The 12,747-nt window shown below is 48.3% G+C and carries 10 protein-coding genes and 2 tRNA genes; 11 read left to right on the top strand and 1 reads right to left on the bottom strand.

All coding sequences use genetic code 11. The annotated features are described in order from the left end of the window. Positions 1–88: 88 nt before the first annotated feature. The 7 genes from AC791_RS02510 (at position 89) to AC791_RS02480 (ending at position 5,923) form a co-directional block, all read left to right on the top strand. Positions 89–1,432 (top strand): ATPase, T2SS/T4P/T4SS family, encoded by a 1,344-nt coding sequence (locus tag AC791_RS02510; RefSeq protein ID WP_148677747.1) that lies wholly within the window; start codon positions 89–91, stop codon positions 1,430–1,432. Beyond that, entirely contained in the window at positions 1,416–2,438 is a 1,023-nt protein-coding gene (locus tag AC791_RS02505) for a type II secretion system F family protein (RefSeq protein WP_049838904.1), read from the top strand. The genes AC791_RS02510 and AC791_RS02505 overlap by 17 nt, the downstream gene beginning before the upstream one ends. Before the next feature lie 13 nt (positions 2,439–2,451). Then, entirely contained in the window at positions 2,452–3,273 is an 822-nt protein-coding gene (locus tag AC791_RS02500; RefSeq protein ID WP_148677738.1) for a hypothetical protein, read from the top strand. Positions 3,274–3,298: 25 nt separating this feature from the next. Then, positions 3,299–4,132 carry a prepilin peptidase gene (locus tag AC791_RS02495; protein WP_049838902.1) on the top strand — a complete coding sequence of 278 codons (834 nt, stop codon included), beginning with the start codon at positions 3,299–3,301 and terminating at the stop codon, positions 4,130–4,132. Then, complete coding sequence (locus AC791_RS02490) at positions 4,132–5,286, top strand: M23 family metallopeptidase (protein ID WP_049838901.1); 1,155 nt, start codon at positions 4,132–4,134, stop codon at positions 5,284–5,286. Before AC791_RS02495 ends, AC791_RS02490 begins: the two co-directional genes overlap by 1 nt. Before the next feature lie 206 nt (positions 5,287–5,492). After that, complete coding sequence (secG, locus tag AC791_RS02485; protein WP_049838900.1) at positions 5,493–5,825, top strand: preprotein translocase subunit SecG; 333 nt, start codon at positions 5,493–5,495, stop codon at positions 5,823–5,825. Positions 5,826–5,836: 11 nt separating this feature from the next. Further along, positions 5,837–5,923: transfer RNA gene (locus AC791_RS02480), tRNA-Leu, on the top strand. Positions 5,924–6,067: 144 nt separating this feature from the next. Here AC791_RS02480 and argG read toward each other — a convergent pair. Beyond that, entirely contained in the window at positions 6,068–7,411 is a 1,344-nt protein-coding gene (argG, locus tag AC791_RS02475; RefSeq protein WP_049838899.1) for an argininosuccinate synthase, read from the bottom strand. Between the two features lie 340 nt (positions 7,412–7,751). On the opposite strand from argG, the gene AC791_RS02470 reads away from it, so the two are divergent. From AC791_RS02470 to infB, 4 genes are all read left to right on the top strand, one after another. Then, a tRNA-Met gene (locus AC791_RS02470) sits at positions 7,752–7,828 on the top strand. Between the two features lie 207 nt (positions 7,829–8,035). Beyond that, positions 8,036–8,488: a ribosome maturation factor RimP gene (gene rimP, locus AC791_RS02465; RefSeq protein WP_049839056.1), complete on the top strand. Its 453-nt coding sequence runs from the start codon at positions 8,036–8,038 to the stop codon at positions 8,486–8,488. A gap of 27 nt (positions 8,489–8,515) precedes the next feature. Continuing rightward, positions 8,516–10,003, top strand: coding sequence for a transcription termination factor NusA (gene nusA, locus AC791_RS02460; RefSeq protein WP_049838898.1), 1,488 nt, complete (start codon positions 8,516–8,518; stop codon positions 10,001–10,003). Positions 10,004–10,027: 24 nt separating this feature from the next. Next, positions 10,028–12,715 (top strand): translation initiation factor IF-2, encoded by a 2,688-nt coding sequence (gene infB / locus AC791_RS02455; protein WP_049838897.1) that lies wholly within the window; start codon positions 10,028–10,030, stop codon positions 12,713–12,715. Positions 12,716–12,747: the final 32 nt, after the last annotated feature.

Genomic DNA, 12,747 nt, shown 5'->3' with positions numbered 1-12,747 from the left:
GTATTTTCTGGTTACCCATATCGAAATCAGCGATCTCTTTACCTATCAAATCCAGATATTACGTCTTGTTTCTCAGCATAAGCGTAATATTATCGGTCTGGCGCTTGTTCAGGAAGATGACTATTATCGGGTCATTGAGTATGTTTCATTAAAATTGCTTAATGATGCCAATAAAGATATTGATATTACCGACACGCAAAAGCAGCTAGTTACTATTTTAGAACGTGCAGTGAATATGGGGGCCAGCGATTTACATATCACCCGTAATGATGTACTTGCGCAATTCGAAGCCCGTGTAAACGGTGTTTTAGTCCCATTTATGCAGATTAAATCGCAAATCTGCGATGAACTGGTGTTCGTATTATATAATGTAGAAGCCACAACGCGTGATACGACGTGGAACAGATCTATTCCTCAAAGCGCCAATATTCTTTATAGCCTGAGTGGTAAGCCTTATCGTTTCCGCTACGCACACTTTCCTATCTTTGGTGAAACACCAGATTGTTATCATGCGGTATTGCGTATTATTCCATCAGGCTTACAGAAATCAAACATCGGTTCACTCGATAAAATTGGCATTTCAGCGGAAGAAATTGAGGATCTTAAAAAGATCCTGAGTAATCCTTATGGCGCTTATGTTATCGCGGGAACAACCGGATCGGGAAAATCAACAACCCTAAAGAATTTAATGGAATGGCTGCAAATCAATCGCTATGACGATCGCGGCTGCTTTCTGACCGTGGAAGATCCGGTGGAATATCAAATTTATGGTGCCAAACAAAGTTCAGTGGTCAGCGTCGATGGCGGAGGCTTTCATGCTGCGATCAAGTCAGCGCTTCGTCGCGATCCCGACGTCCTTATGGTTGGCGAGATCCGCGATAATATATCCGCCAATGCGCTTGCGGGCGCCGTAGAGAGTGGGCACTACTGTTTCACCACGGTTCACGCAGGTAATATCGTATCACTCTTGCAACGTATGTCTGCTCTGGGCATCGGCAGCGATAAACTATCCACACCGGGGTTTATCGCAGGTTTGCAGTGTCAAAAGCTGGTCCCGGTCTTATGTGATAACTGCAAAGTGGAGCTGCAAAAAAAGATCCTTAGCGGTCGGGAGTTCACGCTGTATACCGCCAGCGAAAACGGATGCCCACAGTGCAAGAATAGCGGTATTAAGGGACGGCAGCTTGTCATGGAGTATTTTCTCCCGACTTATGAGGAGCTGGCCACCATAGCGAAACAAGAATGGCTGAATACATTCACCCTCTGGCGTGAAAAACGACTATCTGCTACGGGCCTGACCGAAGGATTTGAAATTCGTGAAAAAGTCATGGCGCACGTTTTGCGAGGTCGTGTTGATGCTAATTGGTTTGCTATGGAGTTTGGGACTGTCGCAGCCAGGGATTTGGAGGTATTAGTTGAGAAAATTCGGTAAAAAGCAGCGCCTTTATATCTATCAATTCTGCGCTGATATGATTAAAGCAGGCTTGCCGCTTTTTAATTCACTGCAAAAGCTACAGCAGGAAGGTCGTCCACTGCTGGGAAAAGGTTTTAGTAATAAACTTAGCGGCTTGCTGACGAAAATGAAGCAGGAAACCTCTATTGCATCGGTATTCTCGGGTGCGGTACCTGGTTCAGAATTAAGCGTTATTACTGCAGCAGAGAAAAGTGGAAGCCTGGCCGATGGCTTTTTAACATTGGTTTCGGTCATTCACTACAACGATGAGCTGCGCAAAAAAATCATCGGGGCGCTTATTTTTCCTCTTATCATGATTTCGTTGTCCCTGGTAGTCATTGCTGGATATTCTCAAAAAGTATTTCCTGCGTTTGCCTCTGTCATACCCATCGAACAATGGCCTGCGGTCACGCAAAATCTGTATTTCTTTGGCGTAGCGCTCTATGAAGGGCTGTGGTTAAAGATATTACTGGGGTTTATCTTTTTTGTTTTTTTGACACGGCTGTCAATGGCCAATCTGAAAGGTGAGTTAAGAAATAAAATTCTTGACAAAATTATTCCATTCTCAACCTATCGGCAGCTAACATCTTCAATATTTCTGAATAATTTATCGTTGATGTTGAGTAATAATATTCCATTAACGGATGCGCTGGCAATTATTCAACTTAATGCTAATCGCTGGTTAACATGGCATTTGTTCAATATGTTAGATAAAATTGCGCATGGCATTAATTATGGTAAAGCACTTGATACCGGATTAATGGGCACGGAAGAATTACTTAATATCAGTTTGTATGCTGATTTGCCTTCCTTTAACGAGGTGTTACTTTCCGTATCTGAGCGTTCACGTGAACGTATTCAGGAATATATTAAAAAGCTAGCTGGACTTTTGAAAAACCTGGCGACAGTAGTGCTGGGCGGAAGTGTTATTTGGGTTTTTCTTGCCCTTTTCTCACTAATGGATACGTTATCCAAAACACTGTAGGATGATTCAGAGCATGATAAAGATTGGGCTGCATAAATGGATTTTTTTGTTTACTAGCGCACTTTGCGGCGTGCTGGATGCACACGGTGCTGCGATATACGGATTTGCACAACCGAAATGTTCACTATGGTCGACCTTTTTTCCTGTCTCCTTTCAGGTTAGCTCTGACATGGCAGTTATACCTGGGCTGGTAGATGCGGAAACGGCAGGGTTTAATATTTTTTATATTACAGGTGGTGATTTCCATAACATGGATGACTATTATGACCTTTACACCATAAATGGTGGTCACGTCTGGAATAATACATCTCCATGGCTTATCAACGGCAGGAATGCTGTAATGTGCAAGGGTAGTAGCGATTGTGTTAAATCAGGTACGGGTAGCATTGGAAAAGGCATTTCAGCCTATAATAGTTTAAAAGCTGAGTTTCCTGACGAAAATATCAAAGTTGCATCTGACAGGCCTTATTCTAATGGTGATATTGACTGGTATTATATCCCAACGCGCAGGTTGAAATTATTGCGCGTTGAATTTTTCACACCCAACAAAGGGAGTATGCCAGGAACCAGTCAGTATGTTGAGCCGATTTTTTTTGAGTATCGCGAAACCGGTAATGGGGATGAGATGAAGCTATATGAAATGGGTGGCACCGCCCGCGGAGCGGATTTTTCACACGTTAAACTGCCTGAGACGATAAAATTAACAACATTGTCCGCAATGCAGATTTGGATGTCTACCGCTTCTGGTAAACCTTATGAAAACGTTATGCCTTATGGCAAGGTTGTTCCTTTTACTGATTCGCAGATAGCGATGGTACCTAAGGGCTGTCTCTAATTTTAATACAAGGTGTCAATTGCACATGGACGTTTTTTTATCACCGTGGTATCCCTGGCTGGCGCTATTTTTTGGACTGCTCATTGGCAGTTTCCTGAATGTTGTCATTTATCGGCTACCGGTTATGTTGTTGCGTGAAACCGTCGATGAAGATGCGCTTAACGCGCTGCCGGATGTTAATCTGTGGTGGCCACCATCACATTGTCCTGTATGTAATAATAATATTAAGCCGTGGGATAATATTCCGGTCATTAGCTGGATCTTATTACGCGGCAAATGCCGGTGCTGTCATTGCGCCATCCCGTTCCAGTATCCGCTAAGTGAAGCATTAATAGGGGGTGGCTATTTTTTAATGGTATTTTTCTATTATCCACACTTAAGCCTTATACAACTGTCGTTTCAGGCTCTCTTTGGCAGTCTGCTTTATACCCTGGCGATGATCGACTGGAAAACCTTCCTGCTACCTGACAGTTTGGTTTTTCTGCTGCTATGGTCAGGGCTTATTGCCTCGGTCAGAAATCTTATCCCGGTATCGCCACGCGACAGCGTGATGGGAGCCGTATTTGTCTGGGGATTTACCTGGCTTATGGCACAAGGCTACAGCTGGATCACAGGGCGCGAAGGTTTTGGACAAGGCGACGTCAAGCTTTTCGCCGCGTGCGCGGTATGGTTGGGCAATGAGCATATCGCTTCTTTAATGCTCGGCTCTGCAGCGCTGGGGGCAGTATTTTTTCTTCTGCGTTGGTACGAGCGTAGAAAAGCGATTCATACGGAAAATAAACCTGACAACTATTTACCCTTTGGCCCCGCTATTGCGATAACGGCATTCATTATCATGCATATGGAGGTGCTGATTTAATGTCTTTTCTGCTTCTGTCCGGCGCACTCTTAACCGTCAATCCCGTTTATCGGATTGAGCCAAATTGTTACTTTTCCACTACGCAAGCACTCATACATGCGCCAGAGGCGAACAGTTTTCGCAGGCGTTACGGGATTCTGGATCCGCTACATTTTGTAGGCTGCCGCCTCCAAAGCAAAGGTATCGAAATTACCACGCTCGACGACTACGAGACTGCTTTCAGGCTTGCGGTACCTCGTTTAGAGGGGGATGAACAGCACGCTATGTTCAGCTGTTCTGCGCTTTTTCTTAAGCAGCCTGAAGCATCGTCAGACGCGTCCGAGGGCAGAGTAACGGCTAAAGAAGGGCAGTCACTGACCGAGGAGGACTATGCGCTTCATACTAATGACGGCGATTCAGGAAGCAGCGTCTTTAGCGTCATGAATGTAACTATTCCGACGACAAGTGCCCTACCGCCCATATGGAAGCCTCTGTTAAGTCAGCAAACGCAATCTGAATCCTTTATATTTCCATTGACCACCGCTTTGTATGTTACTTCACCCTACGGCCTGCGCTATCACCCTGTCATTCATTCTTTTATGCGCCATGAGGGAACGGATTTTCGTGCTGCAATGAACAGTAACGTAATGTCTATTGCTGATGGCGTAGTAACGGAGACAGGTTATGGCCCGGTAACAGGTTTTTATGTGACAATTAGTCATAAAGACGGATGGAACAGCCGTTACCTGCATTTAAACCAGCTAAACGTGTCACGAAATCAGGTTGTGCAAAAGGGCAGTGTTATTGGTTTGTCGGGTAACACTGGACGGACTAATGGACCGCACCTTCATCTTGAGATCGGCCACAATAATCAACTGCTTGATCCTATGACTATTTTATTTGAGCCACGTCAGACAACGGTACAAGATACTGCTCTTATTCCGGCCCCGGCGGCAGCGGCTCCTCAGCTCATTGATATGACGCCCACTATTGCCGTTGTGGTGGGTGAGGGTAAAAGCCTGCAAATAGGGGTGCGTGTTGGCCGAAAAATGACCCTGTATGCACCCAATGAGCCTGTCGAAACGGAACAAGGCAGCTGGCGGATTGCTAAAAAATTTGGCAAATATAAGTTGGTAAGGATAGAGACATCGCCTGCTAATGATTCGCGTGAGTGAGGTCGGGTTATTGCCTTGTTTTCTGGCTATATTAAGTTCGTTTTGCTGTTTTTTTCCGCATTCAGTATAATGCATCAAAATTGCCCTTGCGAAGGTCATTCGCTTTGGTTAGTATTCACACCCGCTTCAGTGGGAAGGTGTAGCGCCTTCCGCGATATTGGTCGAAGCAATTGGTATGCGGCATCTCCGCAAGGAACAGGTTAATTATGTACGAAGCTCTTTTAGTAGTTTTCCTTATTGTGGCAATCGGCCTTGTAGGTCTGGTTATGCTACAGCAGGGTAAAGGCGCTGATATGGGAGCCTCCTTCGGAGCAGGTGCTTCTGGTACGCTGTTTGGTTCAGGTGGTTCTGGTAACTTCATGACCCGCATGACCGCAGTGCTGGCGACATTGTTCTTCATCATTAGTCTGGTGCTTGGCAATATCAACAGTAACAAGGCCAATAAAGGAAGTGAGTGGGAAAATCTGAATGCGCCGGCCAAAACCGAGCAAACTCAGCCAGCTGCTCCGGCTCAGCCGACCAGCGATATCCCGCAGTAAGGCGTTTCTGTACCGAGGTGGTGGAATTGGTAGACACGCTACCTTGAGGTGGTAGTGCCCTAACGGGCTTGTGGGTTCGAGTCCCATCCTCGGTACCAATATTCCAGAAAAAAGACATCGCAAGATGTCTTTTTTTTTCGTCTGTCGTTTATCCCGCCCTGTATTCTTTTTTAGCGGATAGATATTACTGGCAGGATACAAAAAAAGCCGCAGAAGCGGCTTTTTCAATTATTGTTGATACGTTACTTTGCTTTATTTTCCAGATTTTCAACCTGCGGTACGCCGCTGGTAGAGGATGCCGACAGCAGCCCTGACTGCGCATAACCGAACAGCTTCTCACGGGTATCCGTAATATCCAGATTGCGCATCGTCAACTGACCTATGCGATCGTCCGGCGAGAAGACGGAATCACCTTTTTCCATGGTAAGACGTTCTGCTTTATAGGTCAGATTGTCCGAAACGGTATTCAGGATGGAATAGTCATTACCGCGACGCAGTTCAAGCGTGACCTCGCCGGTGATCTGGCTGGCGACCCAGCGTTGCAACGCATCGCGCAGCATCAGCGCCTGAGAGTCAAACCAGCGACCCTGATACAGCAGACGACCCAGCTGGCGTCCGTGTGCATGATATTGCTCAATGGTATCTTCATTATGAATACCGGTTAGCAGACGCTCGTAAGCAATGTGCAGCAGCGCCATCCCCGGAGCTTCATAAATGCCACGACTTTTTGCTTCGATGATACGGTTTTCTATCTGATCGCTCATTCCCAGTCCGTGACGACCGCCAATGCGGTTAGCTTCCATCATCAGCTCAACATCATCGGTAAAGGTTTTGCCATTTAATGCGACCGGATGACCGTGTTCAAAGCGTACCGTGACTTCTTCTGCGGCAATCTTAACGTTCTCGTCCCAGAATTTGACGCCCATGATCGGGTTAACAATCTTCACGCTGGAGTTGAGGAACTCGAGATCTTTCGCTTCGTGCGTTGCGCCCAGCATGTTGGAATCAGTGGAATAGGCCTTTTCGACAGACATCTTATAGTCAAAACCGCAGGCGATCATAAATTCAGACATCTCCTGACGACCGCCCAGCTCATCAATGAAATCGGTATCCAGCCACGGTTTATAAATTTTCAGCTCGGCGTTAGTGAGCAGGCCATAACGATAGAAACGTTCAATATCGTTGCCTTTATACGTGCTGCCATCGCCCCAGATGTTTACGCCATCTTCTTTCATGGCTGCAACCAGCATTGTGCCGGTCACCGCACGTCCAAGCGGAGTGGTATTAAAATAGGTCAGCCCACCGGTGGTATTGTGAAACGCACCGCACTGAATGGCGGCGATACCTTCGGCAACCAGCTGTTTACGGCAGTCGATCAGGCGAGCATGTTCTGCACCGTACTCTTTTGCACGGCGAGGAATAGCATCATAATCCTCTTCGTCCGGTTGCCCCAGGTTCGCCGTATAAGCATAGGGGACCGCCCCTTTTTGTCGCATCCACAGCAGCGCTGCGCTGGTGTCCAGACCGCCAGAAAAAGCGATACCAATACGTTGACCTGCCGGAAGATGCTTGAGAATCGTCGTCATAAAATAAACCCTGCCTGGTAGACTATGGTGAAAATATCACTGGTTGTAGTGCATGATTATGCAAAATAAGTGAGTTTTCATTTAAACACCTTTTACGCTATACCGAAAGTGATTCATGATGATTTCATCAAAAATCCTGTATAAATGACCTCGCGCTATGCACAGAGTTCGCTTTTTTATGCCGATTAAAAAGCCCCCAATCCGGGCAGCGGTCCAACCTTGACATCGGCTGCAATTCTTCCCTATACTACACGCCGGTTTTACGTCCCGTCTTCGGTACCAAATCCCAGCATTATTTGCATTTTCTACTCAAAACGCGTAGAATTTGCCACGTTTCAGGCGCGGGGTGGAGCAGCCTGGTAGCTCGTCGGGCTCATAACCCGAAGGTCGTCGGTTCAAATCCGGCCCCCGCAACCACTTTCCCTTAGAGTTCTTTTTCAAATAGTCTTTGGAGACATTGGCCTTCGTAGCTGAATTTGAAAAAAATTCTTTTTGAAAGTTCTCCAGGCCGCAGTTGCGGCTATAGGGTTCAGTTATCTAAAGCCCCGATTTATCGGGGTTTTTTGTTATCTGACTACAGAATAACTGGGCTTTATGCCCTTTTTTTATGTCTTGGGGGTGGCCTTGTCCACATTAGAGCAAAAATTAACAGAGATGATTACAGCACCGGTTGAAGCATTGGGCTATGAACTGGTCGGCATCGAATTTATTCGCGGTCGTACATCGACACTGCGCATCTATATTGATAGTGAAGATGGCATTAATGTTGATGATTGTGCTGATGTGAGCCATCAGGTCAGCGCGGTAATGGATGTTGAAGATCCCATTACCGTGGCTTACAACCTGGAAGTCTCCTCACCTGGCCTCGATCGTCCTATGTTTACCGCTGAGCACTATACGCGTTTCCTTGGTGAAGAGGTGGCGCTGGTCCTGCGAATGGCGGTGCAGAACCGTCGTAAATGGCAGGGTGTTATTAAAGCAGTAGACGGTGAGATGATCACGGTTACAGTTGAAGGCAAAGATGAAGTGTTCGCGCTGAGTAACATCCAGAAGGCGAACCTGGTTCCCCACTTTTAACAGTCTGGATTGAGGTGAAAGGCCCCGATGAATAAAGAAATTTTGGCTGTTGTTGAAGCCGTTTCCAACGAGAAATCACTGCCACGCGAGAAAATTTTCGAAGCGCTGGAAAGTGCACTGGCAACGGCAACAAAGAAAAAATATGAACAAGAGATTGATGTTCGCGTAGAAATCGATCGTAAAAGCGGTGATTTCGACACCTTCCGTCGTTGGGTTATCGTTGAAGAAGTTACCCAGCCGACGAAAGAGATCACGCTGGAAGCGGCCCGTTTCGAAGATGAAAGTCTGAACGTGGGTGAATATGTTGAAGATCAGATTGAATCTGTAACCTTCGACCGTATCACGACGCAGACGGCGAAACAGGTTATCGTACAAAAAGTACGTGAAGCTGAACGCGCGATGGTTGTTGATCAGTTCCGTGAACATGAAGGCGAAATCATCACTGGCGTAGTGAAGAAAGTAAACCGCGATAATATCTCTTTGGATCTTGGCAACAATGCTGAAGCCGTGATCCAGCGTGAAGATATGCTGCCGCGTGAAAACTTCCGTCCTGGCGACCGTATTCGTGGCGTACTGTACTCGGTGCGTCCTGAAGCGCGTGGTGCGCAGCTGTTCGTAACGCGTTCTAAACCAGAAATGCTAATCGAACTCTTCCGTATTGAAGTGCCAGAAATTGGCGAAGAAGTAATCGAAATTAAAGCCGCAGCTCGCGATCCAGGTTCACGTGCCAAGATTGCTGTTAAGACCAATGATAAGCGTATCGACCCGGTCGGTGCGTGTGTCGGGATGCGTGGCGCACGCGTTCAGGCGGTTTCAACTGAGCTGGGCGGCGAGCGTATTGATATCGTATTGTGGGATGATAATCCGGCGCAGTTCGTTATTAATGCCATGGCTCCGGCCGACGTCGCGTCTATCGTTGTTGATGAAGACAAACATACGATGGATATCGCAGTTGAAGCGGGTAACCTGGCACAGGCGATTGGCCGTAACGGCCAGAACGTACGTCTGGCTTCACAGCTGAGCGGCTGGGAACTTAACGTAATGACCGTTGATGACCTGCAGGCTAAGCATCAGGCTGAAGCGCATGCGGCCATCGACACCTTCACCCAGTATCTTGATATTGATGAAGATTTCGCAACCTTGCTGGTTGAAGAAGGATTTGCGACTCTGGAAGAACTGGCCTACGTGCCAATGAAAGAACTGCTGGAAATCGACGGCCTCGACGAACAGACCGTTGAAACACTGCGCGAGCGCGCTAAAACCGCACTGGCCACACTGGCGCAGGCTCAGGCAGAAAGTCTGGGTGATAACAAACCGGCTGACGATCTGCTAAATCTGGAAGGATTGGATCGTGATATGGCGTTCAAACTTGCGGCCCGTGGTGTTTGTACGCTGGAAGATCTCGCTGAGCAGGGCATTGATGATCTGGCTGATATCGAAGGGTTGACCGACGAAAAAGCCGGTGAGCTGATTATGGCTGCCCGTAATATTTGCTGGTTCGGCGACGAAGCGTAATAAACTGTAGCAGGAAGGAACAGCATGACAGATGTAACCGTAAAAGCGCTGGCCGCAGAGAAGCAGATTTCCGTTGATCGCCTGGTACAGCAACTCGCTGATGCAGGTATCCGCAAATCCGCTGATGACTCTGTGACCGCGCAAGAAAAACAGACGTTACTGGCACATCAGAACCGTGAAAGCGGCTCAGCGCCAGATAAGTTGACGCTGCAGCGCAAAACGCGCAGTACACTTAATATTCCCGGTACCGGTGGAAAAAGTAAATCGGTACAAATCGAAGTCCGCAAGACACGCACCTTTGTGAAACGCGATCCGCAAGAGGCTGAACGCCTTGCTGCGGAAGAGCAGGCGCAGCGTGAAGCGGAAGAGCAAGCCCGTCGTGAAGCAGAAGAAACTGCTAAACGCGAGGCGCAACAAAAAGCCGAACGTGAGGCCGCAGAACAAGCGAAACGTGAAGCCGCTGACAAAGCGAAACGTGAAGCTGCGGAAAAAGACAAAGTGAGCAACCAACAAGACGATATGACAAAAACCGCCCAGTCCGAGAAAGCCCGCCGTGAAAATGAAGCTGCTGAACTGAAGCGTAAAGCGGAAGAAGAGTCACGCCGTAAGCTTGAAGAAGAAGCTCGCCGCGTAGCGGAAGAAGCGCGCCGTATGGCCGAAGAAAACGAGAAGAATGGTGTGACTAACGCTGAACCGACTGAGGATACCAGCGATTATCATGTGACGACCTCTCAGCATGCTCGTCAGGCTGAAGACGAAAACGACCGTGAAGTTGAAGGTGGCCGTAGCACCCGTAGCCGCCCTGCGAAAGCAGCACGTCCGGTGAAAAAAGGGAATAAACACGCTGAATCTAAAGCCGATCGTGAAGAAGCGCGTGCTGCGGTTCGTGGCGGTAAAGGCGGCAAGCGTAAAGGTTCTTCTCTGCAGCAGGGCTTCCAGAAACCAGCTCAGGTTGTTAACCGTGACGTTGTGATTGGCGAAACCATCACCGTTGGCGATTTAGCCAACAAAATGGCGGTCAAAGGCTCTCAGGTCATCAAAGCGATGATGAAACTGGGCGCAATGGCGACCATCAACCAGGTCATCGATCAGGAAACCGCACAGCTGGTTGCTGAAGAAATGGGCCACAAGGTTATCCTGCGTCGTGAAAACGAACTGGAAGAAGCGCTGATGAGCGATCGTGACACCGGTGCTGCGGCTGAACCGCGCGCACCGGTTGTGACCATCATGGGTCACGTTGACCACGGTAAAACCTCTCTGCTGGACTACATTCGTTCAACGAAAGTCGCCTCTGGCGAAGCGGGTGGCATTACTCAGCATATCGGTGCATACCACGTTGAAACTGACAACGGGATGATCACCTTCCTGGATACCCCGGGACACGCCGCGTTTACCTCTATGCGTGCTCGCGGTGCGCAGGCAACGGATATCGTTGTTCTGGTTGTTGCAGCAGACGATGGCGTGATGCCGCAGACTATCGAAGCTATCCAGCATGCGAAAGCAGCGCAGGTGCCGATGGTTGTTGCCGTTAACAAAATCGATAAGCCAGAAGCGGATATGGATCGCGTTAAGAACGAACTGTCTCAGTACGGCGTTATGCCGGAAGAGTGGGGCGGTGAGTCGCAGTTCATCCCGGTTTCGGCAAAAGCAGGTACCGGTATTGATGACCTGCTGAACGCTATCCTGTTGCAGGCTGAAGTTCTGGAGCTGAAAGCCATCCGTAAGGGTATGGCAAGCGGTGCCGTTATCGAATCCTTCCTCGACAAAGGCCGTGGCCCGGTAGCGACGGTACTGGTACGTGAAGGTACCCTGAATAAGGGCGATATCGTACTGTGTGGCTTTGAATATGGCCGTGTTCGTGCAATGCGTAACGAACTGGGTCAGGAAGTGCTGGAAGCGGGTCCGTCTATCCCGGTAGAAATCCTCGGTCTGTCCGGTGTTCCGGCGGCGGGTGATGAAGTTACCGTAGTACGTGACGAGAAAAAAGCACGCGAAGTGGCACTGTATCGTCAGGGCAAATTCCGTGAAGTTAAGCTGGCACGTCAGCAGAAATCTAAACTTGAGAACATGTTCGCTAACATGACCGAAGGCGAAGTTCACGAAGTGAACGTCGTACTGAAAGCGGACGTTCAGGGTTCTGTAGAAGCGATCGCCGATTCCTTACTGAAACTGTCTACTGAAGAAGTGAAAGTACGGATCATCGGTTCCGGCGTCGGTGGGATCACCGAAACCGACGCAACGCTGGCTGCTGCGTCAAATGCTATCCTGGTTGGCTTTAACGTTCGTGCCGATGCGTCTGCACGTAAAGTTATCGAAGCTGAAAGCCTGGATCTGCGTTACTACTCCGTCATCTATCACCTGATTGACGAAGTGAAAGCAGCAATGAGCGGTATGCTGTCTCCGGAGCTGAAACAGCAGATCATTGGTCTGGCTGAAGTTCGTGACGTGTTCAAATCACCGAAATTCGGCGCTATCGCAGGCTGCATGGTGACTGAAGGTACGATTAAACGTCATAACCCAATCCGCGTTCTGCGCGACAACGTGGTTATCTATGAAGGCGAGCTGGAATCCCTGCGCCGCTTCAAAGATGACGTTAACGAAGTCCGTAACGGTATGGAATGTGGTATCGGCGTTAAGAACTACAACGACGTTCGCGTTGGCGATATGATCGAAGTGTTCGAGATTATCGAGATTCAACGTACCATCGCATAATCTTCGTCGTTTATACGTACACCGGGTAAGCG

Origin of the sequence: Klebsiella sp. RIT-PI-d (assembly GCF_001187865.1) — a bacterium.
Lineage (GTDB): Bacteria > Pseudomonadota > Gammaproteobacteria > Enterobacterales > Enterobacteriaceae > Superficieibacter.
Note: the sequence above shows the minus strand (reverse complement) of the source record. Positions and strands in the feature narration are given on the sequence as shown.

What these genes read in the sequence shown, in the direction of transcription:
- AC791_RS02500 (WP_148677738.1), top strand. Translation starts at nt 2,452, where the DNA reads ATGATAAAGATTGGGCTGCATAAATGGATTTTTTTGTTTACTAGCGCA.
- AC791_RS02495 (WP_049838902.1), top strand. Translation starts at nt 3,299, where the DNA reads ATGGACGTTTTTTTATCACCGTGGTATCCCTGGCTGGCGCTATTTTTT.
- AC791_RS02490 (WP_049838901.1), top strand. Translation starts at nt 4,132, where the DNA reads ATGTCTTTTCTGCTTCTGTCCGGCGCACTCTTAACCGTCAATCCCGTT.
- secG (WP_049838900.1), top strand. Translation starts at nt 5,493, where the DNA reads ATGTACGAAGCTCTTTTAGTAGTTTTCCTTATTGTGGCAATCGGCCTT.
- argG (WP_049838899.1), bottom strand. Translation starts at nt 7,411, where the DNA reads ATGACGACGATTCTCAAGCATCTTCCGGCAGGTCAACGTATTGGTATC.
- nusA (WP_049838898.1), top strand. Translation starts at nt 8,516, where the DNA reads ATGAATAAAGAAATTTTGGCTGTTGTTGAAGCCGTTTCCAACGAGAAA.
- infB (WP_049838897.1), top strand. Translation starts at nt 10,028, where the DNA reads ATGACAGATGTAACCGTAAAAGCGCTGGCCGCAGAGAAGCAGATTTCC.